At 65.5% G+C, this 22,499-nt stretch carries 20 protein-coding genes; 11 read left to right on the top strand and 9 right to left on the bottom strand.

Going from position 1 to position 22,499, the window contains the following annotated elements:
- Positions 1-30: 30 nt before the first annotated feature.
- The gene (locus RQI43_RS09300; protein WP_200919207.1) at positions 31-183 is read right to left on the bottom strand and encodes a hypothetical protein; all 153 of its coding nucleotides are present in this window, start codon (positions 181-183) and stop codon (positions 31-33) included.
- 1,117 nt (positions 184-1,300) lie between these two features.
- On the opposite strand from RQI43_RS09300, the gene RQI43_RS09295 reads away from it, so the two are divergent.
- On the top strand, positions 1,301-1,495 hold the full coding sequence (locus RQI43_RS09295; protein ID WP_156467913.1) for a hypothetical protein: 195 nt from the start codon (positions 1,301-1,303) through the stop codon (positions 1,493-1,495).
- A gap of 72 nt (positions 1,496-1,567) precedes the next feature.
- On the opposite strand, the gene RQI43_RS09290 is transcribed toward RQI43_RS09295, so the two are convergent.
- The 3 genes from RQI43_RS09290 to RQI43_RS09280 all read right to left on the bottom strand — a co-directional run bounded on the left by RQI43_RS09290 (position 1,568) and on the right by RQI43_RS09280 (position 2,713).
- The gene (locus tag RQI43_RS09290; RefSeq protein WP_056432605.1) at positions 1,568-1,843 is read right to left on the bottom strand and encodes a hypothetical protein; all 276 of its coding nucleotides are present in this window, start codon (positions 1,841-1,843) and stop codon (positions 1,568-1,570) included.
- A gap of 103 nt (positions 1,844-1,946) precedes the next feature.
- The gene (locus tag RQI43_RS09285) at positions 1,947-2,192 is read right to left on the bottom strand and encodes a hypothetical protein (RefSeq protein ID WP_311274970.1); all 246 of its coding nucleotides are present in this window, start codon (positions 2,190-2,192) and stop codon (positions 1,947-1,949) included.
- Between the two features lie 140 nt (positions 2,193-2,332).
- The gene (locus tag RQI43_RS09280; protein WP_311274969.1) at positions 2,333-2,713 is read right to left on the bottom strand and encodes a hypothetical protein; all 381 of its coding nucleotides are present in this window, start codon (positions 2,711-2,713) and stop codon (positions 2,333-2,335) included.
- Between the two features lie 175 nt (positions 2,714-2,888).
- Here RQI43_RS09280 and RQI43_RS09275 point away from each other — a divergent pair, with 175 nt between their 5' ends.
- Entirely contained in the window at positions 2,889-3,500 is a 612-nt protein-coding gene (locus RQI43_RS09275; RefSeq protein WP_311274968.1) for a phosphatase PAP2 family protein, read from the top strand.
- A gap of 136 nt (positions 3,501-3,636) precedes the next feature.
- Here the strand turns inward: RQI43_RS09275 and RQI43_RS09270 are convergent, their stop codons facing one another.
- Complete coding sequence (locus RQI43_RS09270; RefSeq protein WP_311274967.1) at positions 3,637-4,290, bottom strand: SOS response-associated peptidase; 654 nt, start codon at positions 4,288-4,290, stop codon at positions 3,637-3,639.
- A gap of 71 nt (positions 4,291-4,361) precedes the next feature.
- On the opposite strand from RQI43_RS09270, the gene RQI43_RS09265 reads away from it, so the two are divergent.
- Positions 4,362-5,240: an SDR family oxidoreductase gene (locus RQI43_RS09265; RefSeq protein WP_311274966.1), complete on the top strand. Its 879-nt coding sequence runs from the start codon at positions 4,362-4,364 to the stop codon at positions 5,238-5,240.
- A gap of 667 nt (positions 5,241-5,907) precedes the next feature.
- A complete protein-coding gene (locus RQI43_RS09260; RefSeq protein WP_311274965.1) occupies positions 5,908-7,314 on the top strand; it encodes a hypothetical protein in 1,407 nt (468 codons plus the stop codon).
- 9 nt (positions 7,315-7,323) lie between these two features.
- Here the strand turns inward: RQI43_RS09260 and RQI43_RS09255 are convergent, their stop codons facing one another.
- From RQI43_RS09255 to RQI43_RS09245, 3 genes are all read right to left on the bottom strand, one after another.
- A complete protein-coding gene (locus RQI43_RS09255) occupies positions 7,324-10,461 on the bottom strand; it encodes an efflux RND transporter permease subunit (protein WP_311274964.1) in 3,138 nt (1,045 codons plus the stop codon).
- Between the two features lie 19 nt (positions 10,462-10,480).
- The gene (locus tag RQI43_RS09250; RefSeq protein WP_311274963.1) at positions 10,481-11,674 is read right to left on the bottom strand and encodes an efflux RND transporter periplasmic adaptor subunit; all 1,194 of its coding nucleotides are present in this window, start codon (positions 11,672-11,674) and stop codon (positions 10,481-10,483) included.
- Between the two features lie 186 nt (positions 11,675-11,860).
- Positions 11,861-13,099: an amidase gene (locus RQI43_RS09245; protein WP_311274990.1), complete on the bottom strand. Its 1,239-nt coding sequence runs from the start codon at positions 13,097-13,099 to the stop codon at positions 11,861-11,863.
- Between the two features lie 321 nt (positions 13,100-13,420).
- On the opposite strand from RQI43_RS09245, the gene RQI43_RS09240 reads away from it, so the two are divergent.
- From RQI43_RS09240 to RQI43_RS09230, 3 genes are all read left to right on the top strand, one after another.
- Positions 13,421-14,149 (top strand): GntR family transcriptional regulator, encoded by a 729-nt coding sequence (locus RQI43_RS09240; RefSeq protein ID WP_311274962.1) that lies wholly within the window; start codon positions 13,421-13,423, stop codon positions 14,147-14,149.
- A gap of 126 nt (positions 14,150-14,275) precedes the next feature.
- Positions 14,276-14,500, top strand: a complete 225-nt coding sequence (locus RQI43_RS09235) for a hypothetical protein (protein ID WP_207412839.1) — start codon at positions 14,276-14,278, stop codon at positions 14,498-14,500.
- A gap of 69 nt (positions 14,501-14,569) precedes the next feature.
- On the top strand, positions 14,570-16,201 hold the full coding sequence (locus tag RQI43_RS09230; RefSeq protein ID WP_311274961.1) for a DEAD/DEAH box helicase: 1,632 nt from the start codon (positions 14,570-14,572) through the stop codon (positions 16,199-16,201).
- Between the two features lie 9 nt (positions 16,202-16,210).
- Here the strand turns inward: RQI43_RS09230 and RQI43_RS09225 are convergent, their stop codons facing one another.
- Positions 16,211-16,630 (bottom strand): nuclear transport factor 2 family protein, encoded by a 420-nt coding sequence (locus RQI43_RS09225; RefSeq protein WP_311274960.1) that lies wholly within the window; start codon positions 16,628-16,630, stop codon positions 16,211-16,213.
- A gap of 187 nt (positions 16,631-16,817) precedes the next feature.
- On the opposite strand from RQI43_RS09225, the gene RQI43_RS09220 reads away from it, so the two are divergent.
- The 4 genes from RQI43_RS09220 (at position 16,818) to RQI43_RS09205 (ending at position 22,472) form a co-directional block, all read left to right on the top strand.
- On the top strand, positions 16,818-18,005 hold the full coding sequence (locus tag RQI43_RS09220) for an ABC transporter substrate-binding protein (RefSeq protein WP_311274959.1): 1,188 nt from the start codon (positions 16,818-16,820) through the stop codon (positions 18,003-18,005).
- Between the two features lie 191 nt (positions 18,006-18,196).
- Complete coding sequence (locus RQI43_RS09215; protein ID WP_311274958.1) at positions 18,197-19,066, top strand: branched-chain amino acid ABC transporter permease; 870 nt, start codon at positions 18,197-18,199, stop codon at positions 19,064-19,066.
- 4 nt (positions 19,067-19,070) lie between these two features.
- Positions 19,071-21,536, top strand: coding sequence for a branched-chain amino acid ABC transporter ATP-binding protein/permease (locus tag RQI43_RS09210; protein WP_311274957.1), 2,466 nt, complete (start codon positions 19,071-19,073; stop codon positions 21,534-21,536).
- A 24-nt stretch (positions 21,537-21,560) separates the two neighbouring features.
- On the top strand, positions 21,561-22,472 hold the full coding sequence (locus tag RQI43_RS09205) for a polysaccharide deacetylase family protein (RefSeq protein WP_311274956.1): 912 nt from the start codon (positions 21,561-21,563) through the stop codon (positions 22,470-22,472).
- Positions 22,473-22,499 lie beyond the last annotated feature (27 nt).

Here is a 22,499-nt window from a genome sequence, read left to right as displayed (position 1 = left end):
CCCGGTTCACACCACGGCGGATTCTGGTTTTCAATCGAACCAGCGACGAGGCGTGAATCCATAGACGGCCAGGAGCGCCAGCATCGCAAGCAGGAATGGCAGATCGTAGAGAAGCGCTAAGATCAGCAGGCCAAAGTAGCCGATGGCGGTCGAGGCCATGATAACCGCGACATACGGGCTCATTGCTTAGTGCCCCTTCCGAGTTTCCCGCTGCCTGTTTTCACAGCTTGTCCAACTTGGTCATCAATCAGACGGTTCGGTGTATTCGGCACGATAATTCTATTTCAGCCTTGTACAAACGCATAGTTGCCCATACAAGGCTAGATGGAAAGAAATCTCAAGTTGTATAATTCAAGATCCAATGAAAAAATCAGCCGGACGCCTTATAAATAAGATTTCCGACGTTGTGTTGTCTGCGTGGCCGGGTCGAAAGCTGCGAAGAATAGAAACTGAAATCGCCAGAATGGAGCGTATTATTGAAAAAGAAACAATGATGAGTTCACCTAAACAAGATGTAATTAAAAATGCAGAGATAGTGCTTCTAAAACTCAATGACGACAAAAGAAAATCGCGAAAGAAAAGTCGTCATACTATATAAATATTGTATAATGATAAAATTTTTCTGGTATTATGATATATAATACGTCAGTATATCATACAAGCACAATTGCCATTACCCTAAGAGTTCCTAAGTTGCATAGTCAGATGCATGTCGGTGGAACGCCTCATCCGGTTATGGAAGTGCGGAGTAAGGCGGATCGAAATTTTGCCTTGTCGAACGAGGCGACGGCCCCCCCGTAAGATCCCATCTTTCGGACAAGATGCGATAGATTTTTGGCCTTCTTACTTGATACATCTCCTCCGCAAGGCCACGTGAGAATGAAAGCCCGTAGCCTGACGAGACACGCCCGTGAATACGCTAAGCTGATGCTACAGCCGGCCTTTCGATTTCCGAATTGGATTTGAAGCAGCGGAATATCCAACGGATCCCTAGCGCGCCAAGTGCGGTCGCTGCGCTCCAGCCCAACGCGCTATCACGCGGTAGGTACGGGATCAGCCCAAACCATATCTGATAGCTCAGCCATAAGAGTACGAGCCCCGCGATTCCCTTGAGGGGCCTTACGACATATCGCGATTGTGTCGGCACCATTGCTCTTGGCCCCCAAGTCCTGCCCATCCAGGCAGTTCGAGCTTCACCGTTAATATATGCGCGCTCGCACAGATGACGTGAGACAGGATCCTGCTCGAACATCCGTCTCGCCCAGTCGTTGGTCTCGTTGAAGACGCCAGCGAGGACACCATGACCGAGAAGAAAACGCCCCAAACCGATGAGGCAGGCCCAACGGCTGCGCCGGACGCTCAGGATCCGCTGAACGTACCAATGGATCAGGTCATCACGAAAACCTCGAAGATCGAAGGCAGCCATACCCAGGAAACCGTCGATCCGGCTGAGCGGCTGTCTGATGATCCCGAGGGGCAGAACGATCTCGCTTGACCCTCTGCGTGTTGCGAACCCTGCCCCGCATGGCTCCGGCCACGCGGGGCAGTTCGCTCATCGCTCAACGGATCAGGCAGCCCCGACCTCGAATTCCATCCCCCGCCCGGGACCCTGGTCGGTATAATCGACCAGAACGTACCCGCGCTCAGCCAAACCCGCTTCGAGGATATCGCGGTGCTTCCGGTACATCTGGCCGATCGCCAGGGGTGTCAGTCGGGGGTTGCCGCGTCGCAATTGCTCGACGCCGATGCTCACCGGCGCTCCTTCGCGGTCGGCAATCCGAGCGAGGGCCAGCGCCAGATCGGCGGCCTTCGTCTCCGAGGCTGATTTCGCTTTAAACGCCATCGCGGTCCCATTCCCTCAAGCCACCCGCAGGGCTGAGCCGGCTTACTCGAACCTTAGGCTTCAACAACTGATCGAGGAAACCCGCGGGCCTTAACCCCTCGGCCTAATCCGAAGCACGAAGGCTGTTGATGAAACGCCTCGCTATCTCGCGCACAGCCTCATCATCTCGGGTGTCGTCATGAGCCTTGTCCCATAGATGGTCCACGCTGCGGCCGAGTTCGTCCAGTAAGTCCGGATGGCGCTGGGCGACGAACCGAATCGTGCCAAACAGCAGATGCTCAATCGCGATTTCCCGGCGGTTCGCATCCGCGATCTTGTCCGAGGTCGGGGTGTGAGGCGCATTTGTCATAACCCCACAACGTCACGCACCCTCGCTAGGTTCGCCACGCAAACCCGGTACGAGTGCCGCAGCACCGTGCGTTTGCAGCACGCGAGACGAGGCAGATATCTCGACAACGGACTCGTGGCTCGAACGGTCATCCGGTGCGTCTAACGCTTCACCGCCCAGATCGGCACGGCACCGTGCGGTCGCCCCGGCACAGCCCGGAAGTATCGCGTCCGCTCGAAACGGATGAAGTCCGGCTCGACCTTCGACACGAGATCGCTACTCAGAACGAGGGCTCCGCAGAAATCGGAGCGGATCACGCCGAGTTCGGGGTGCACGCCGAACAAGCCCAGCGTCGTCCAGCCGAGACGGCCAGCCTCGTCGGCGTACTTGTCGAGGAAGTTCAGGGCCGCGGCATGGACGCCCTGCCAATTCTGTACCGTCAGCCCAGGGCAAGGGACCACATTAGGCTTCATGCTGAGGAAGGCTTCACGCCACGATTGGGGGCTGCCTGGTTCGATCTTGAAGGCGGGTGATGCAGACATGGGGCCCGGCAGTTGTGATGGGCCGGACGGAATAGGGGGCGTGGGGCGGAGGCGCTATGCCCGATGCATCACAGGTGACTGCCCAACGGCGCCATCCAATCAGTCCGAAGCGGTGTAGGAGCTTCTGTCCATCAAGGCAGCGGCGAACGATTCCCGATGGCGGGCGTTTAAGGCCATGCTTGCGCGATCGCCCCTTCGACAGTCTCATTCCAGGGCAACGGCTATCGCCGATCGTTTCGAGGCTGGAGACGTCACGGCGGGGCTGACGCTCGCAGGCGCCAAGGATCATCCGGCCGTTCGAGCGCTAGGGCTAGCGAGCGAAATCGGGAGTTGGAAGTCGCTGCTCGCTCTGTCGGCTGGTGCTTTGGCCTTGGGCATGGTGAAGCGCGATCGCCGCCTCGCACAGGCAGGCCGACACATGCTCCAGGCCGGTATCTTGGCGAGCGTCGTGAAAACGAGCTTGAAAAGGACGGTGCATCGAACGCGCCCAAACGTCCTCATGGATGAGGGGATTTACGCGCGAGGGTGGCCCGGAACCGGCAACGGACCATGGCAATCCTTCCCCTCGGGCCATTCCGCCCTGAGTACTGCGGTCGCTTGTGCCGCCGCTCGAGTCTATCCTGAGGTCAAGGGTGCCGCGTATGTCACCGCTGCCGGGGTTGTCGCAGCTCAAGTTCTACGCGGGGCGCATTTCCCCGCAGATGTGTTGACAGGCGCTCTGATAGGTCTTGCCGCAGAATCGGCGGTCAATAGGCTCACGACGCAAGGCCCGAGGACGCGTTCCTAGCCAAGTTCCCCCACAAATAGGTCGGCTCGCTCCGGCTGTCTCTCACATCTCAACCTGTGCATGCAATGTGCAGGCTCGTTTAGATTCATATCGCGACGGATCTGTTTTCAGCACCGAGACGACCGGCGCGCGATAGTCATTCTGCCGGATCGCGCCGGGCTCCGGCCGCCACAACCTTCATCATGGTGTCGGGCAGCGGGCGCTGTAGCTCGAGGGCGATCTCGGTCGGCGCCTCGAGCCACGTCCGCCACTCCTCCGATGTCGTCAACAGGACCGGCATGGCCTTCGGGTGAACCGGGCCGACGATCCCATTGGCCTCTGTCGTGAGAAACGAGAACAGCCGGTGCTTGGCCTCCTCGCGGTCCGGGTTCTCGGCCTTGGTACCGCGCACGCCGGTCCAGGGACGCCAGATGCCGGCGAAGGCGAAGAGCGGACGGTCGTCATTGAGGGCGAACCACGTGGGCGTCTTCTTCGGCTTGGTGTCGGCGTACTCGCTGAAGGAAGAGACGGGGACGAGACAGCGGTATTCCGGCTTGAGCCAGGGCCGCCAATGCGGGCTCTTCACATTCCGGACGTTTGTGACCGGATGCTCGCCGTACTGCTTCGGACCTGGGATGCCCCATCGAAACATCTCGAGGGCCTGCCTGCCATCCTCGATCCGCACGATGGGCGCCATCTGGTCGGGGAAGATGCCCGGCATCCTCGGGAGGTTTCCGGCGCGATCCTCCGCAACGCCGAATGCCTCACGGATATCTGCCTGCGAGGTGATGAGGCTGTAGAGGTTGCACATTCCAGCACCATTCTGCCGCAGCTACGAACGGCCTTCTGTCACGTTAGCCGAGGCCCTCGGAAGGACAGACGATGACCTCAGACCCACGCACAGCCGGCCCCCGCCCGCCTTTCCCCGGCGACCAGCAGCAGGAACGACCTGGCTTGACCTCGAAGATGACGCCCGTGCCGGACCATGGTGAGGAGAGCTATGTCGGCAAGGGGTTGTTGATCGGCAAGGTCGCCTTGATCACGGGTGGCGACAGCGGAATCGGTCGCGCGGTGGCGATCGCCTATGCCCGCGAAGGAGCGGATGTCGCAATCTCCTACCTGTCGGTTGAGCAGTCCGATGCGGAGGAGACCGCTCGGTGGATCGAGAAGGCCGACCGGCGTGCTCTGTTGCTGCCGGGCGATCTACGCGACGAGGCGCATTGCCGTGAACTCGTCGCTCGCACCGTCGAAGCGCTGGGTGGCATCGACATCCTGGTGAACAACGCAGCTGCGCAGACGCTCAACGAAGAGCTCGACGACGTGACGTCGGAGGATCTCGAAGGGTCGTTCAGAGCCAATGTGTTCGCCATGTACTTCCTCTGCCAAGCGGCGGTACCTCACATGAAACCCGGCTCCGCGATCGTCAATTCGACCAGTCAGCAGGCCAAGATCGCCGATAAGACGATGCTGATCTACGCAGCGACAAAGGGCGCCATCGCGAGCCTCACCATTGGCTTGTCGAACTTGCTCGCCCCCAAGGGTATTCGGGTGAATTGCGTGGCGCCGGGCCCGATCTGGACACCCATCCAACCCATCGTGAAAAGCCCGGAGCAGATCGAGAAGCTCGGAGAGGACACCCTCCTTGGCCGAGCGGGTCAGCCTGCCGAGCTCGCGCCGGCCTATGTCCTTCTGGCTTCGCGCGAGGGCAGCTACATGTCCGGCGCGTTGGTGCCGGTGACAGGGGGCACTCCCATGTTCTAGGCGGGCGGCACATCCCGGCATCGTCGAAAACGGCCGACACGTCACTGTGGGGCTGGACGAGTTCCGTGAGGCGGCGGCTTGCCGGTAGCGGGGTGCGCGATCGACCTACAGACCTCTCTGAGCTGATTTCTCCTCTGTACAGGATCGCACCAAGTCGGAACTAGTACGGCCTCCTGGGCATGACCTCGTGTTCCTCCCCTGAACGGACTTCGCCCGCCCGGCTCATGCCGCGGCGGGCTTTTTGTTTCAGATGAACGCCTCACCGGTCATCGACGACTGGCTAGATGGGTACAATAATTCCAGCGACCTTAACAATATGCTCGCCAAGCACGCGATCACTGGCGTGTTGCCGCTCAGCTGCTTGAGCTCGTGCGATCGCTCGCTTCTTGGGTGACCAAGCATTTCTATAAGCTCGGTCATACACGTCAAATAACACTGGTCGCTGGCGGTCCCGGTTGCTCTTGGCCCTACCGCGGTTATCGCGTGCCGGGCTTTTTCTGTGGGCAACGGCATTCCTGCAATTTCAGCGAGCAGGGGAACGTGCGTTAACCAAATCAACGAGTTACCGTAAACGAAATCTTAACGTTATTGCCTGTGACCGCCCCAAGCGTGATATCAGGACAACCTGTGCGTATGGCCTCGGCCAGAAACCCGAAAGAGCCCGATCTTGTCAGCGTTCTTTAATTCGGACGGCTCGTTTCCGCTCCAGTTCCTGATCATCTTCGCCGTCATCTTCGCCGTGCTGGCCGCGATCGTGCTGGTCTTCCGGCGATTCTCGGGAAGGGGCATGGCGTTGGCCAAATCCGGCCCCCGCGGACGACAGCCCCGCCTCGGTATCGTCGATATCTACGAACTCGACAGGCAGCGGCAACTGATCCTGCTGCGCCGGGACAATGTCGAGCATCTGCTTCTCGTCGGTGGCCCCAACGACGTCATCGTAGAACGCAACATCCATCGCGGCGCCGGCGCCCGCCTCCCTGTCGACGAAGTGGCCAAGGTCGATCCGCTTCAGGAGGAGTCGGCCTTCGAGCCCGCGCGGCCGACCGAGCCTCCGGTGTTCCAGGCGCCGGTCTTTCAAGTGCCGGATCTGCAGCCGCCGACACCCCAATCTCAAGTCTCGAAAGCTCAGGCCTACAGCGAGCCGAATTCACCGGCAGCGGCGCCGGAACTGGCGGCAATGCCCAGGCCGCGCCGCGAAGATCCCGAAGAGCCGAAGACCGCTCCGAAGCCCAGCAAAGCCGACATCATCGCCGCAAAGGCGGCCCGTCGGAATCCACCGCCGCTCGCGAACCTCAAGGCCGAAGCCCCCGACCGTCAGCGCCCCACGGAGACACGCTCGGATGCGGCCGATGAACCGGTGTCCTCCGCGGCAACGCCGAATGCCAATGAGGTCTTTGAAGCCCCCCCGACCCCGGTCGCGCCACCGGTGACCGAGCCTGCGCGCACCGAGCCGCCGGTGCGTCCACAACCCACGGCGAAACCAGCCCCGATGGTCGAGCAGGTTCCCGCCGTTCCGCCGCCGCTTGCGCGGCCGACGAGTTCCCGTCCGGTGGACGCGGCGATCCTGTCCGACATGGCAAGGCAGCTCGAGGAGGCTCTTCGCCGGCCATCCGCCGCAATTTCTCCGTCGCCGCAGGCCGTGCCGCCGAAGGCACCCACGCCGCTGGCGGAACCCAAGCCTGCGCCGAGGCCTGAGCCGGTTCTCGATCCGATGACGACAGAGAAATCCGCCCCTGATCGGCCCGTGGATCCGATTGCGGCCGCCATGGCCGAGCCCGCAGACGCCGAACCGCCGCAGGCCGCGGTGCCTCCCAAGGCCGATCCATCGACGGTGAAGCCGAGCCGGGACGAGCCCGTTCCGAGTGAGTCTGCTCCCGACGGTCAGGAAAAGAGCGAACCGGGAGTATTCTTGCCGGCACCACCACCTCCTCTCCCAGCCGCTCGGGAACCGGCGAGCAAGGAGCCGCTGGCCCCGCGTCGCGCCCCTCCCGCCGCACAGAATCCATTCTCAGTGGAGGAGATCGAGGCCGAGTTCGCGCGGCTGCTGGGGCGTCCCCTCGATAGGAAGGGCTGAGACCAGCGCCTACTCGGCCGCGGAGCGTGACGGAAAGCCCTTTCCGTCATTGGCCAGTGTGGCCGGCAGGGCGAATACCCCCTCGGTGGGTTCGTCCTTCCGCCCGATGAAACGGCCGAAGAGTCGGACGAAAAGGCGAGACAGGTCGTCGACCAGGACGAAGATGGCCGGCACGAAGATCAGCGACAGGCCGGTCGAGACGATGAGGCCGCCGATGACCGCGACGGCCATCGGCGCGCGGAATTCGCCACCGATGCCGAGCGCCATGGCCGACGGCACCATGCCCGCCGCCATGGCGATGGTGGTCATGACGATGGGGCGGGCGCGCTTACGCCCCGCATCGATGATCGCGGTGGCGCGATCCACGCCCCGCGCCATTTCCTCGATGGCGAAATCCACCAGCATGATCGCGTTCTTGGTGACCACGCCCATGAGCATCAGGATGCCGATGACCACCGGCATTGAGATCGGCATGTGGAAGATCAAGAGACCGAGGATCGCTCCCCCGATGGAGAGAGGGAGCGAGAACAGGATGGTGAGCGGCTGCAGGAAGTTTCCGAACAGCAGCACCAGAACGCCGAAGACCATCATCAGTCCCGCACCCATGGCGAGGGCGAACCCTTCGAACACCTCGCCCATGATTTCCGCATCGCCGGTCTGGCTGATGCTCACGCCCGGCGGCAGGTTCTGCGCGGTCGGCAGCGCCATCACGGCTTCGATCAGGGTGCCCAGCGCGTCCGAGCCCTCCATGTCGGCCTCCAGGGCCACGCGGATCGAGCGGTCGTAACGGTCGATCGCCGTGGGACCGCGACCGAGGCTGAGATCGGCCACCGTGGAGAGCGGAACGGAGGCGCCGCCCTTCACCGGGACTTTCAGGCTCTCCAGCTGGGACAGGTCCCCGCGCAGGGCGAGCGGCAGCTGCACACGGATCGGCACCTGTCGGTCGACGGCGTTGAACTTGGCGAGGTTGGCACCGATGTCGCCGATCGTCCCCACCCGCACGGTCTCGGCGATGAGGTCCGTGGAGACACCGAGATCGGCGGCGACGCCGGCTTTGGGGCGGATGCGGATCTCGGTACGGTCGAGCGGTGCCGTGGAGAGTACGTTGATGAGGTGGGGCACGGTGGCCGCCTCACGCTGCAACTGCGCCGCCGTCTCCGAGACGAGGCGCAGGTCCGGCCCCGAAATGATGAGCGCGAGATCGCGCTGCCCGCTGTCTCGCAGCGACCAGAACCGGATGTCCGGCTCCTCTCGCAGAATCGCACCGATGATCCGGTCGAGCTGCTTCTGCGTGCGATGACGGGCGTTCTTCGGCGTCAGGTTGATGGTGAAGCTCGCGAGCCGCACCTCCTTCTTGGCCGGCAACTGGCGGCCGCCATCCACGAATACGCTGCGGACTTCAGGCAGCGCCCTGATCTTGTCGACGATGCCGTCCGTGACGCGGGTGGTGTCGGCGAGGCGGGCACCGGGCGGCAATTCCACGACGAAGATCGTTCGTGCCGCATCCTCTGCGGGAAGGAAGCCGGCGGGCAGCAGCCCGGTGGACATGATCGACCCGGCAAAGCACGCGAGGCCGACGACCAGCGTGACGTATTTATGCCTGACGGACCACGCGACCACGCGGGTATAGGCCCGCATCACAGGCCCCTCGCGCTCGTGGTCGGGACCGTGATCGCGCAAGAAATAGGCGGCGAGCAGCGGCGTGATGAGGCGGGCCACCAGCAGGGACATGAACACGGCCGCCGCGATGGTGAGGCCGAACTGTTTGAAATACTGACCGGCGATGCCGCTCATGAAGGAGACGGGTGCGAAGATAGCGATGATCGTGGCGGTGATCGCGATGACCGCGAGGCCGATCTCGTCGGCGGCTTCGAGGGCCGCCCGGTAGGCGGATTTACCCATCCGCATGTGGCGGACGATGTTCTCGATCTCCACGATGGCATCGTCCACCAGAATGCCCGTCACGAGGGTGATGGCCAGCAGGCTGACGGCATTGAGCGAGAAGCCGAGGGTACTCATCACCCAGAAGGTCGGCAGCACCGAGAGCGGCAGCGCGATGGAGGCGATGAGCGTCGCCCGCCAGTCCCGCAGGAACAGGAACACGACGATGACGGCCAGCGCCGCGCCTTCGATGAGGCTCAGCATCCCCGAATGGTAGTTGCCCACCGTGTTGATGACGGAGGTGTCGATTAGGTCGAACCGGACACCGGGATTCTTCGCCGCGAGATCGGCGATCTTGCGAGCCACCGCGCTGGCGACCTCGGCATCGCTGGCGCCCGTCGCACGCGAGATCGCGAAGGCGACGACGGGCTCGCCATTGAAGCGTGCGAAGGTGCGCGGCTCCTCCGACCCGTCCACCAGCGTCGCCAACTCGTCCAGGCGGACCTTGCGGTTGCCCGGTACGACGATCGAGGTCTGGGCCAGGGTATCGAGGCTGGCGGCGCCGGCCAGCGTTCGGATCGATTGTTCCTGGCCGCCGAGTTCGCCGCGCCCGCCCGCCATGTCGGCCGAGGTGAGTCGGAGCTGGCGGTTCACGTCCGCCGCGGTGATGCCAAGTGCCAGGAGCCGGTCGGGTTTGAGTGTCACACGGATCTCGCGAGCGACACCGCCCAGACGCTCGACTCCGCCGACGCCTTTCACGCCCTGGACCTGCCGGGCGATCACGTCGTCGATGAGCCAGGACAAGTCTTCCGGCGTCATCGCCGGCGCCGAGGCGCCGTAGACCATGATCGGCAGGCCGGCGATCTCGACGCGGCTGATGATCGGCTCGTCGATGGTGCGCGGAAGCGTCACCCGCACCTTGGCGATGGCGTCCTTCACGTCATTGACGGCGCGGTCCACGTTCACTTCGAGGCGGAACTCGATGGTGGTAGCCGAGACGCCTTCCGAGATCGTCGAGATGATGTGCTTGACGCCCTTCACCCCGGCGACCGCATCCTCCACCACCTTCGTCACCTGGGTCTGCAGCTCGGAGGGAGCCGCGCCGGCCTGGGTGACCTGGATCGCCACGATCGGGATGTCGATGTTCGGGAATTGCGTGATCGGCAGCGAGCGGAAGCTGACGAGCCCGAGGATCATCAGGACGAGGAACAGCACGATCGAGGTGATCGGCTTGCGGATCGCCCAGGCTGAGATGTTGAGGCGCATGGGCTGACGGGTCCGATTCTCAGCGCGACGTCACGGAGGCGGCGGCTTCGGCCTTCGGCTGCACCGGTCTGACCCGGTCGCCATGGCGAAGGAAGCTGCTGGCCCGCGCGACGACGGCCTCGCCGGATTTCAACCCCTCGCGGATTTCCATGAACCCGTCCGCCGCGAGGCCGGAGACGACCTTGCGGGCCTCCACCGTGCCGTCATTCACCACGTAGACGAGGGCCGAGCCATCGATCCCGTAGAGTACCGCGGAGAGGGGGACGGCCACGGAATCGCGCCGCGCCACCTCGACCTTGCCGCGCGCGAAGGCGCCGATGCGCAGGGCCGGGTCGCGGTCGAGGCTGATACGGATCTTGCCGAGGCGCGTCAGCCGGTCGATCTCGGGGTCGATCCGTCGGACCTTGCCCGTCACGATTCGCCCCTGGTCCGCTTCGAGGCGCACGATGTTGCCGCGCTTGATCCGGGGCATCCAGGTTTCCGGCACTTCGCCTTCGAGTTCGATCTCGCCGCGCGCGATAAGCCGGAACAACGGTTCGCCCGTGGACGTCGCCGCCGCGCCGATCCGGGCGGTGCGGCGGCTGACGATGCCTCCGTCGGGTGCCTTGATGTCGGTGCGCGCGCGCTTGAGCGCGATCTCGTTGCTCTGCGCCCGCGCCGCCGAGAGATCGGCCTCGGCGAGTTGCAAGCCGCCCTTCGCCGCGGCGAGCCGGCCTTCGCCGCCTTGGGCTGCCGAGACCCGCTGCTCCAGCACCGCCGCCGTGGCGTTCCCGGTCTTGATGAGGGAGCGGGCGCGTTCCAGCGCGAGGTTGGCCTCGATCTGCGCGGCCTCGGATTGGACGATCTGGCTACGGGCCTGAACGATGGCCGCCTGCGCCTTGGCGATGGCGGCGGCGTTGGCCGCCTCCTGCGTGGCGATCATCTCCAACGAGAGCCGGGCCAGGACCTGGCCCTTCGTGACCTCTGCCCCTTCCTCCACCAGCAATTCGGTGATGCGGTAGCCCTCGATTTCAGGCGCGACCAAGATCTCGTCGCGCGGGACGAGCGTGCCGGTGACCACGGCCTGCTCGACGATTTCCCGGCCGGCGGCCGGCACGATGGTCACTGCCGGGGCTGGCGCGGTTGCGCCGCTCACCGGCGGCGCCTCAACCGCCCGAGCCGTCGAGGACAATGCCAAGAGCATGAGGATCGAGAGAAGCTGAAGCAGGCGCATGGAAACGTAGCTCACCGTTCAGCGGAGAAGTCTGGACGACCCAGGCGAAGCGAAGCCGCCGCGCTTGTTTCTTCTCTAAGACGCCGGCCTTTTCATGACGCACGATCAATAGAGGTTTCGCGCTGGCCTGAGCTTCGATTATCCGAGTCGCAGACTTGCGACGGCAGCCTGGCAACCGGGCTGGCGTCATGACTGCTTGGCGAAAGCCTTTTCCAGGAACTTCGCGGCCGAGAGCGCACGAGCATCGTCCCCGAAACGGGCGATGATCTGCACGCCGAGCGGGGCCCCCTCCCCCGGCACGGGGATGGTGACGCAGGGCACTCCCATCAGCGTCCAGAGCCGGTTGAAGCGGGAATCCCCGGTGGAGGCGTACCCCTCCGGCGCCCGGCCCGGGGCCGAGACCGTCAGAAGGACGTCGAGATCGGAATCGCGCAGGATGTCCCGCAGGCTGCGCCTCGCATGATGAGCGACCCGCCGGGCGGCATCGTAGGTAGCGGCCTCGATGGTCCGGGCGGTGTCGAGATGGCCGCGCAGGAGCGGCGGCAGCGAGTCGCGGTGGGTTTCGTATTCCCAGGCGAGGGCTTGCGCCGATTCGAAATCCTGGATCGTCGCATGCGCATCGAAGGCATGGCGGAACTCGTCGGGCAACGCGAAGTCGCGGATGTCGGCAGCTGCCGCTTCCGCCATTACCCGCGCCCGGTCGAGAGCCTGCACCGCGTCGGGCTCGGCGGCCTCGCAATACTCGGGAACGAGGAGGCCGATCCTTGGAATCGGCCCCGTCCCGTCGATCTCCGGCCGGCCGGCGATGAGGGCGAGGGCATGGGCAGCGTCGGCTGCGCTCGCGGCGAACAGGCCGAGTGTGTCCAGGGTCCAGGAGAAGCACTTCACGCCGACCGTCGGCAGCAGCCGGAACGAGGGTTTCACGCCCACCACGCCGCAAAAGGCCGCTGGCCGGATCACCGAGCCGCCGGTCTGTGTTCCCAATGCCAGCGGCAGCATCCCGGCGGCCACCGCCGCTGCCGAACCAGCGGACGATCCACCCGGGGTCCGGCCCGGCGCGCGGGGATTTCGTGTCTCCGTGGGATCGACGAAGGCGAAGGCGGTCGTCGTGGTCTTGGCCAGGGGCACGGCGCCGAGACGCTTCAGACGCGCCACGATCGGCGCATCGGCGCGCGGCTGCCAACCGGCATAGATCGACGATCCCATCTGCGTCGGGAGGTGCGCGGTGTCGATGATGTCCTTGATGCCAACCGCGATGCCGGCGAGCGGGCCCGTATCGGACACCTGCGGGGTTGCATCGGTCGCCACGAAGGCACGGACCGACGGTTCGTGCTCCGCTATCGCGTCCCGGGTCCGCACGATGGCCTGGGCGGGGGTGAGCGTTCCCGCCTCGATACGGGCGCGGAGGGACAGGAGCGAGAGCATCGTCATCGGGTGGCTCGCTGGGGCACAATGAAAGGGAGAGCCGGCGGCTTGTTCCAGGAAGCGCCGTCGGGAGCGGGTGTCACAAGCGTGTCTCGGGCCGCTCGACGAACAGTCGAGGTGATGCCAGGAACGTCGGGAAGCGTCCAGCACATCACGGTGGCGCTGGTGCTGCGGCCTTGCAACTTCTGCGAGAGTTTTCGATTCCCGCTCAGCTTTGGTCTCGCTCATGCATGGCGGTTGCGTCACCGGTGGGCGACGATGACAAGCGTGCCGGAGACACGCCCGTGGCCGAAACGCTGCGAAGAGGGATGCGAGTGGGCGATGGCGGGAATTGAGACGCAGGTGGCCAAGGATCGCGTGGGAATGATGTGCCAATCCTTGCGCCGCGCCATCGTCGAGCGCGCGCTGGCGCCCGGTGATCGCCTGCCGGAAGATGCCCTTGGCGACCGTTTCGGCGTCAGCCGCACCATCGCGCGGCAGGTGCTGGGGCAACTCGCCGGTGAAGGGCTGGTGGAACTCCGCCGCAACCGGATCGCCATCGTGGCGACGCCGAGTTGGGAAGAGGCACGCGACACGTTCGAGGTCCGCATCTCCCTGGAGCGCCTCGTGGTCCAGCGACTGGCCGGTCGCCTCACCGCCGAGCAGGAAGCGATTCTGCTCGCACATATCGACGAGGAGGACGCGGTCCGTGGCGGACCGGAAGCCCCATCGATCCGGCTCGCCACCGAGTTTCACCTCCTGCTGGCGCGAATGACCGGCAGCCCCGTCCTCGTCCGCTACGTGGCCGAGCTCGGCTATCGCTGCGCGCTGACCCTCTCGCTGTACAGCCGTCCGCACTCCTCGGATTGCGCCGTCAACGAGCACCGCGAGATCGTGGCGGCGCTCATGGCCGGCGACGTCGATCGTGCGACTCATCTGATGGATCATCACCTCGATGCCGTGGCCGTGCGGGCGCATATCGTTGCCGAGCCGCCGCGCGAGCGTGACCTCCGCCGGGTCCTGGCGCCCTACGTCACCGAGAAGAGTACTTTGCGACGCCGGGCTGGTTGAAGCGGCGCAAATGCGATTCCGCGCCGGCTTGCGACATGCGCCAATCCGGCGGCTTTAATCTCTCGGCAACCCTGAAAGCCTAGGCCCCTCTCCTCGGACCGTCGGCCCTGACAGGAGAAGCCCGCCTTGCGTGAACCTTTCGTTCCCGATGCGCTGGCCGAGCGGCTGCGGGCCAAGCGGCGCAATACGAGGCCGGTGGCGGCCCTGGTCTGCGAGCCCGCGAAGCCCCTCTTCGCCGAGTTACTCGATGGGCGCGGGCATGGCACCGGGCAGTTCGTGCGTCTGTCGCAGGGAATGGTGGAGCGCATCGCGCGGGTGATGCGCGATGAGGTGGTCGGCGAAGAGGCTTGACCATCCGGCGAGGCCGCATCCCGCCGGGCAGTGTTCCGGTTCGGCGAGAACGGCCTTACAGAGCCGGCGATGGACCTGAGACCTTACCAGCGCGCCAGCCTCGACGCACTCTATGCCTCGTGGCGCAACGAGACCGGCGATGGGCTGATCGTCCTGCCCACGGGGGCGGGCAAGGCCTTCGTCATCGCGGCCCTGGTCCGCGAAGTGCTCGCCGAGCGTCCCGGCGCGCGGATTGCCATTGTCACACATACCCGCGAGCTCATCGCCCAGAATCATCGTGAGCTTATGACCTACTGGCCGGCTGCGCCGGCCGGTATCTACTCGGCCGGCTTGAACCGACGCGAAACCGCGACGCAGATCCTGTTCTGCGGCATCCAATCGGTCTGGAACCGCTTCGACGCCATCGGTGCCTTCGATGTCGTGGTGGTCGATGAAGCCCATCTGATTCCTCGCGACGCGGAGACTCGGTACGGCCGGTTCCTCGCGGCCCTGCGTGCCGCCCGACCGGAGCTGAGCGTCGTCGGCCTCACCGCGACTCCGTACCGCCTCGATAGCGGCCGCCTCGACGAAGGCGAAGGCCGCCTGTTCGAACGCATCGTCTATGAGGCCAATGTCGGCGACCTGATCCACCAGGGCTACCTCGCCCCCCTGATCTGCAAGGCCACCGCCACGGCGCTCGACGTGTCTGGCGTGGCCAAGCGCGGCGGCGACTACATCCCGAGCGCCCTCGAGGCGGCGGTGAACCAGGATTGGATCACCCGCGCGGCGGTGGAGGAAATGGCCGGTTTCGGCCGCGACCGCCGGGCCTGGCTCGCCTTCTGCGCCGGTGTCGCCCATGCCGAGGCGGTGCGCGATGCGGTGCGGGCGGAAGGCTTCAGCTGCGAAATGGTGACGGGCGAGACCGGCAAGCGCGATCGCGACCGGATCGTGCGCGATTTCACCGCCGGAAGGCTACGCTGCCTGACCTCGGTCGGCGTCCTTTCGACCGGATTCAACGTCCCGCGCGTGGACCTCATCGCTCTGCTGCGGCCGACCCAGAGCACGGGCCTCTACGTCCAGCAGGTGGGCCGTGCGCTGCGGACCGCGCCGGGCAAGTCCGATGCGCTGATCCTCGACTATGCCGGCCTGGTACGGATGCACGGGCCGGTAGATATCGTCACCGCGCGCAGTGCCGCCGCGATCAAGGGCCGAGAGGGAGAGATCCGGGCCAAGCCCTGCCCCGGCTGCGGCGCGCTCATCGCTCTCAATGCCAGCACCTGCGAGGCGTGCTGGGTCGAGCCGGACGAGACCGACGAGGATGGGCCGAGCCATGAGGCCGCGGCCGACGACGAGCATCCGATCCTGTCCCGCGCGGTACCGGTCTGGCGCGGCGTCTCCCGGTGGCGGCTCGGTCGCCATGCTTCATCAGGCAGCCTCGACGTCGAGTTCCAGACCGATGACGGGTCGAGTCACCGGGTACGGATCGCCCTGGAGCAGGCCGGATATGGCCGCGAGAAGGCGGTGCAATGGTGGCGTCAGCTCGGCGGGGGGCGCGACGTGCCGATGACCGTCGCCGAGGCCCTGTCGCGGACCGAGGAACTCACCCGCCCGGCCGCCCTTCTGGTCCGAGCCAACGGCCGCTTCTCGGAGAGCGTCAGCTATCGCTTCGCGGACGGCCGGACCTTCGTCGACACGCGGCGGCTTGCCGGAGCCGACGCCTGAGGGGAGCGCCTAAGCCGAGACGTCGTGCTTCGTGAGCAGTCGTTCGGCACTGTCGTTCCAGACTTCCATCGTCACGATCAGACCGTCACGTACCGTGAAGCGGTCGACGTAGCGATTGCCTTCGAACGGCGTTCCATCCGGCCATTCGCCGTAAAGGGTGCCGAGGCTGTAGACCGTGGTGACCCCCTCTCCCGGCACCACGTCCAGACGCTCCAGGCGCTTCTTCACCCAGGCATAGCGGCTCGCGTTGAAGGCCGTCACCTCGCGGGGGTGCCGGAAGACCCGGGCGCCGGTGAACACGATCTCGATCCCCGGCGCCATATAGCCCGCGGCGGTTTCTGGGTCGGGCACCATGGAGGCTTCCAGATAGGCGGTGACGATGGCCGCATCGGTGTCGGTGGTGGTTTCTGCCTCGGTCGCTTGGGTCATGCTCTGGTCTCCGTTCGATCCCGACACTGCTCCGAGCTCGCAAAAAGTGCATGCAACAAGTGTATGCAGTTTGGCGTGAAAGCAGGCATCGCAATCCGCGCTTTTGGAATTAGATAAAAGATATCAACGCTTTGACAAATGGCACGGTGGTTGCGGTGATGGGTCCGATTCCTCCGGAGAGCCGTCCATGCGCAAGCACAGCCCATCATCGCTGACCCGCCGCCTCGCCCTCGGGGCGACCGCGTTGGTCGGTCTCGCGTTCGTCGCGCCGGTGCAGGCGGCTGAGACAATCAAGATCGGCCTCGTAACCGCTTTGTCTGGCCAATCCGCCAAGTCCGGCGAAGCGATCTCGCGAGGCATCGGTCTCGCCATCGACGAGGTCAACGCTGCCGGCGGCGTTCTAGGGCGGCCTCTGGAGCTCGTGGCGCGGGATGACGAGGCCAACCCGTCGAAGGGCGTGCTGGCCGCCCGGGAGCTGATCCAGCGCGTCGGCGTCGTCGCCCTGGTCGGCGGTCTCGATACCCCGGTCTCGATGGCGATCGTGCCCATCGCCAACCAGATGAAAGTGCCCTTCCTCGGGCCCTGGGCGGCGGGCACCGGCATCACGCGTAACGGTGCCGCCGACAACTACGCCTTCCGCGTCTCGGCGGTGGATGCCCTCGTGGACGAGGCTCTCGTCGCCTATGCGATCAAGACCCATCAGGCGAAGAAGCCCGGCATGATCCTCGTCAACAACGCCTGGGGCGAGTCGAACCAGCAGGGTCTGACGGCGGCCTTGAAGACAGCCGGTCTTCCTGCCGCCGGCATCGAGAAATACGAGGCGTCCGACGTGGACATGGTGCCCCAACTCACGCGGCTGAAGGAGGCCGGCGCCGACACCCTGTTCCTAGTCGGCAATGTCGGGCCCTCGGCCCAGATCGTGAAATCCCTCGACCGGATGGGATGGAGCGTACCCGTCGTGTCGCATTGGGGCCCCGCCGGCGGTCGCTTCGATGAGCTTGCCGGCCCGAGCGCCGCCAAGGTGCATTTCATTCAGACCTTCACCTTCGCCGGCAATACCTCGCCAAAGGCGATGGCGGTGCTCGATGCCCTGAAGGCCAAGTATCCAGCGATCAAGTCCATGGCCGATGTGACCCCAGCCGTGGGCATCGCCAACGCGTACGACGCGACGCATCTCCTGGCCCTTGCGATTGGCGAGGCCAAGTCCACAAAGGGGCCGGACGTGCGCGACGGCTTCTACAAGATCGCCACCTATCCCGGCCTGATCAAGACCTACGACAAGCCCTTCGCCCCGGACCGTCACGACGCGCTCGGCCCACAGGATTACGTGTTCACGCGGTTCAAGGACGGCGAGATCGTCGCCGTGGCGAACTGAGGAAGCGGCCATCGCCGTTCATCCCACCCGCGACCTCATCCTGTGGCGCCGCGAAGCGGCCTCGAAGGAGGTCTCCGGAACTCACTGTGCGAACTGGACGCCTCCTTCGAGGCCTCCGCTTCGCTGCGGCGTCTCAGCGATGAGGTGGCTGGGTGGGATGGACCACATGATACGGTGAAAGTGAGAGTTCCATGCTGACCGGCTCCCTTGTGAGCGGCCTCGGTCTCGGGAGCATGTACGGGCTCATCGCCCTCGGCTTCCACGTGACCTACGCCGTCTCCGGTACGGTGAATTTCGCGCAAGGAAGCGCCGTCACTCTCGGGGCGGTGCTGGGCTACATGCTCGGCGTCACATTAGGCTGGCCGATGCCGTTGGCGCTGGCCGCAGCCCTGGCCGGCTGCGCGTTTCTCGGCATCGTGGTCGAGCGCATTCTGGTGCGCCCCTTCGTCGAGCGGAACTCGGATGCCTGGCTCCTTGCCACGGTGGCCGGGGGCGTGGTGCTCGACAACGTCATTCTGTTCACCTTTGGCAAGGAGCCACGCAGCCTGCCCTCCCCGCTGGCGCGCAACCCGGTCGATTTCTTCGGTACCGGAATCTACCCACTGCAGATCGTGATCCCCGTTGTCGGGCTCGCCGTCGCCTTCGCCATCCACACGGTGTTCCGCCGGACAGATCTTGGCCGCGTTCTGCTTGCGGTGGCGCAGAATGCCGACGCCGCGCGGCTGATGGGCATAGACGTGCGTCGCACGGTGGCCTGCGCCTTCGCGCTCTCCGCCCTCCTCGCGGGCGCGGCGGGCCTCCTCATCGCCCCGCTGTTCTCGGTCTCGGCCGAGATGGGCACCCTGTTCGGCATCAAGGCCTTCGCCGTCGCCATTCTCGGCGGGATCGGCTCCGCCACCGGCGTGGTCCTGGCCGGTCTGCTCTACGGCGTCGTGGAAGCCCTGGTCACCGGCTATCTCGGTTCCGGCTACACCCAGATCGTGGTGTTTTCGGTGATCATCCTCGCGCTGGCGCTGCGTCCTGACGGCCTCCTCGGCCGGGCCGCCGTGAACAAGGTCTGAGCCGATGCGCGCCGGAAGCTCCGCCCTGCCCATCGCCATTCTCGCCCTCACCGTCGCGGGGATCGGCCTCGTGGCCGCCACCGACGGCTACAGCCATTTCATCATCGCCCTCGTGGCGTTGACGACGCTGGCCGGAACGGGGCTGAACGTCCTCCTCGGCCTCACCGGCCTGATCTCCTTCGGCCATGCCGGTTTCTACGCGATCGGCGCCTATGCGAGCGCCATCCTGACCCTTTCCGGGGTGAGCTTCTGGCTGGCGCTCCCCGCCGCCGGCCTGCTCTCCGGGGTTCTTGGCGGCGTACTCGCGATCCCCGCCATGCGGGTCAAGGGCCCCTATCTCGCCATGGTGACCATCGCCTTCGGCTTCATCGTCGAGCATGGGCTGATCGAGGGCGGCGCGCTCACCGGAGGCCAGAACGGCCTCGTCATCGCCACCGGCCCGACCCTGTTCGGATTCCCGTTCCTGGAGCGCGAACTCGCGATCCTGTCGGTCCTCGGCGCCGGCCTCGCCCTCTACGGCTTCCATCGCCTCGCGCGCAGCCGCCTCGGCCTCGCCATGCGGGCGGTGCGGGACGCGGATGTCGCCGCCGCGTCCCTCGGCTTCGATCCGGTGCGGGTAAAGACCCTGGCCTTCATGATCTCGGCGGCACTGACCGGCCTCGCCGGGGCGGTGCTGCCGCCGTTGATGCTGTTCATTGCGCCGAGTTCGTTCCCGTTCACCCAGTCGATCCTGTTCGTACTCTCGGTGGTGGTGGGAGGCGCCGGCACAGTGCTGGGGCCGCTCTTCGGTGCCCTGGTCACCGTTCTCCTGCCAGAGACCCTCTCCGGGCTCGCAGAGTACCGCCTGCTGTTCTTCGGCCTCGCGACGCTGGTGGTCCTGTGGCTGGTGCCGGCCGGCATCGTCGGGAGCCTCGCCCGGCTCCTGCCGCGCCGCGTTTCCGGGACTGCGTCTGGAACCGGCGGCGACGTCGTGTCCTACTTGGCGCAGACGCAGCCGGAAGCGCTCTCGGTGGAGGGGATCGGCATCAGCTTCGGCGGCATCAAGGCTGCGGAGGGCGTCTCGGTGAACGCCGCACCTGGCGCCGTCACGAGCATCATCGGCCCGAACGGGGCCGGCAAGACCACCGTGCTCAACATGGTCTCGGGGTTCTACCGGCCCGGTGCCGGGGCGATCCGACTCGCGGGTCGGGATCTCGCCGGTCTGCCCGCCCACCGTATTGCCCGCGCTGGCATTGCCCGGACCTACCAGACCACGCGGCTGTTCGGTTCACTGTCGGTCATCGACAACGTGGCCCTCGCCATTGCCCCCGGGCGTCTGTTCCGAGCAGGCGCGAGAAGCGATGTCGCCGCCTCTACCGCCCTCCTCGCCTTCGTCGGCTATACCGGAGCCCTCCACCGGCCCGCCGCCGAACTGCCTCACGTGGATCGCCGCCTCGTCGAAATCGCGCGGGCCCTGGCCGGTCAGCCACGCGTCCTTCTGCTTGACGAGCCCGCAGCGGGCCTCACTCGCGCTGATACCGACCGTTTGGGTGGTCTCCTGCGCCGCATCGCCGATTGCGGTATCGTGGTGGTTCTCGTCGAGCATGACATGCCCCTCGTCATGGGCATCTCGGACCATATCCTCGTCATGGATGCCGGCCGGCCCATCGCGCGGGGGGACGCCACTGCGGTACGGGCCGATCCCGCCGTCCTGCGGGCCTATCTCGGTGGTGCCGATACCCCTGCCCGGCCGCGCCCGTCCCCTTGGAAAGGTCCCGCCGACGCGGTTCTCTCGGCTCTCGACCTGACCGCGGGTTACGGCGCCGCACCGGTCCTGGACCGGCTGTCGCTGGATGTCCGTCCCGGCGAGACCGTCGCGCTCCTCGGCGCGAACGGGGCGGGAAAATCCACCGCCATGCGTGCGTTGAGCGGTCTCCTCCGCCCGGTAGAGGGCGCGGTGATCCTGGAGGACCGTGCCATCGCCGGCCTACCGGCCCATGCCATTGCCCGCCTCGGCCTCGCCCTCGTGCCTGAAGGCAGGCAGGTCTTCCCGGAACTCTCCGTGTTGGAGAACCTCCGGCTCGGCGCGCATGGACGCAAGGCCCCGATCGATCCGAGTGAGATCGAGGCCCTGCTCGACCGGTTTCCCCGCCTTCGCGACCGGGCAACGAGCCGGGCCGGGCTACTTTCGGGCGGCGAACAGCAGATGCTGGCCATTGCTCGCGGGATGATGGCGCAGCCGCGCATCCTCCTCCTCGACGAACCCTCGCTCGGGCTCGCCCCGTCCATGATCAACGCCCTCTACGCCGTCGTGGCCGAGTTGCGCGACCAGGGCGTCACCATCCTCATCGTCGACCAGATGGCCGCACTGGCCTTGACCGTGGCGGATCGTGGCTACGTGCTGGAACAGGGCCGCGTCGTCGCCTCGGGCTCGGCGGCGGAACTCTCCGCCGATGAGACCCTTGCCGCGGCCTATCTCGGTGCTGCCTGACAATTCGAGGGAATGAGATCGATCATGGAGCGCGATGCATTGACGGATGCACCGAAACACCACGGCCGCTACCGCTATAGCGCCCTGCCCGATCGTCCCGTCTACGACTGGCCGGGGGGGAAGCGCCTCGCGGTCTATGTCGCGCTCAATCTCGAGACTTTCGATTTCGGATCAGGCCTCGGCGCCGAACTGGCTCCCGGCGGTCCCCAGCCGGACGTGCTGAACTATGCCTGGCGCGACTGGGGCAATCGCGTCGGCGCCTGGCGGATGAAAGCGCTGTTCGACGAGCTTTGCCTTCCCGCCAGCGTCCTTGCCAACAGCCGGATCTACGAGGATTGCCCCGGTCTGATCGAGGCTTTCCGGGCACGCGGCGACGAGATCGTCGGGCATGGCCGCACCAACGCGGAGCGACAGGGCAGCCTCGACGAGGATGCCGAACGCGCCCTCATCGCCGAAGCCACTGCCATCCTGGCTCGGGAGGAAGGCAAGGCCCCCGCCGGATGGCTCGGTCCCTGGATCTCGCAATCTCGCGTGACGCCGGACCTCTTGGCCGAGGCGGGATACCGCTATCTCCTCGATTGGGCCCATGACGACCAGCCGATTTGGTTCTCCACACGCGGAGGCGGGCGCATCCTTTCGGTGCCGTATCCCCAGGAACTCAATGACATCCCCGCTATCGTGGCGAGGAAAGATTCCGCGCGGGACTTCGCCGATATGATCGTCGATGGCTTCGACGAGATGCTGCTGCAATCGGAGCGGGCCCCGCTTGTCATGGGGATTGCCCTGCACCCCTATATCGTCGGTCAGCCGCATCGGCTGCGGCCGCTTCGGGCGGCGCTTGCCCACATCGCCTCCCACCGCGACGAAATCTGGCTCACCACCGCTGGAGCCATCGCCGACCATGTGACGAGCCAGGCGGGACCGGAGCCGGGATAGCGCCACCACTTCGCGCGTTGCTCCGAC

Source organism: Methylobacterium sp. WCS2018Hpa-22, assembly GCF_031843785.1.
GTDB lineage: Bacteria > Pseudomonadota > Alphaproteobacteria > Rhizobiales > Beijerinckiaceae > Methylobacterium.
Note: the sequence above shows the minus strand (reverse complement) of the source record. Positions and strands in the feature narration are given on the sequence as shown.

Excerpts from the sequence above, each read along its gene's own strand:
- RQI43_RS09300 (WP_200919207.1), bottom strand. The coding sequence starts at position 183 with ATGAGCCCGTATGTCGCGGTTATCATGGCCTCGACCGCCATCGGCTAC.
- RQI43_RS09295 (WP_156467913.1), top strand. The coding sequence starts at position 1,301 with ATGACCGAGAAGAAAACGCCCCAAACCGATGAGGCAGGCCCAACGGCT.
- RQI43_RS09290 (WP_056432605.1), bottom strand. The coding sequence starts at position 1,843 with ATGGCGTTTAAAGCGAAATCAGCCTCGGAGACGAAGGCCGCCGATCTG.
- RQI43_RS09285 (WP_311274970.1), bottom strand. The coding sequence starts at position 2,192 with ATGACAAATGCGCCTCACACCCCGACCTCGGACAAGATCGCGGATGCG.
- RQI43_RS09280 (WP_311274969.1), bottom strand. The coding sequence starts at position 2,713 with ATGTCTGCATCACCCGCCTTCAAGATCGAACCAGGCAGCCCCCAATCG.
- RQI43_RS09275 (WP_311274968.1), top strand. The coding sequence starts at position 2,889 with ATGCTTGCGCGATCGCCCCTTCGACAGTCTCATTCCAGGGCAACGGCT.
- RQI43_RS09270 (WP_311274967.1), bottom strand. The coding sequence starts at position 4,290 with ATGTGCAACCTCTACAGCCTCATCACCTCGCAGGCAGATATCCGTGAG.
- RQI43_RS09265 (WP_311274966.1), top strand. The coding sequence starts at position 4,362 with ATGACCTCAGACCCACGCACAGCCGGCCCCCGCCCGCCTTTCCCCGGC.
- RQI43_RS09255 (WP_311274964.1), bottom strand. The coding sequence starts at position 10,461 with ATGCGCCTCAACATCTCAGCCTGGGCGATCCGCAAGCCGATCACCTCG.
- RQI43_RS09250 (WP_311274963.1), bottom strand. The coding sequence starts at position 11,674 with ATGCGCCTGCTTCAGCTTCTCTCGATCCTCATGCTCTTGGCATTGTCC.
- RQI43_RS09245 (WP_311274990.1), bottom strand. The coding sequence starts at position 13,099 with ATGCTCTCGCTCCTGTCCCTCCGCGCCCGTATCGAGGCGGGAACGCTC.
- RQI43_RS09240 (WP_311274962.1), top strand. The coding sequence starts at position 13,421 with ATGGCGGGAATTGAGACGCAGGTGGCCAAGGATCGCGTGGGAATGATG.
- RQI43_RS09230 (WP_311274961.1), top strand. The coding sequence starts at position 14,570 with ATGGACCTGAGACCTTACCAGCGCGCCAGCCTCGACGCACTCTATGCC.
- RQI43_RS09225 (WP_311274960.1), bottom strand. The coding sequence starts at position 16,630 with ATGACCCAAGCGACCGAGGCAGAAACCACCACCGACACCGATGCGGCC.
- RQI43_RS09220 (WP_311274959.1), top strand. The coding sequence starts at position 16,818 with ATGCGCAAGCACAGCCCATCATCGCTGACCCGCCGCCTCGCCCTCGGG.
- RQI43_RS09215 (WP_311274958.1), top strand. The coding sequence starts at position 18,197 with ATGCTGACCGGCTCCCTTGTGAGCGGCCTCGGTCTCGGGAGCATGTAC.
- RQI43_RS09210 (WP_311274957.1), top strand. The coding sequence starts at position 19,071 with ATGCGCGCCGGAAGCTCCGCCCTGCCCATCGCCATTCTCGCCCTCACC.
- RQI43_RS09205 (WP_311274956.1), top strand. The coding sequence starts at position 21,561 with ATGGAGCGCGATGCATTGACGGATGCACCGAAACACCACGGCCGCTAC.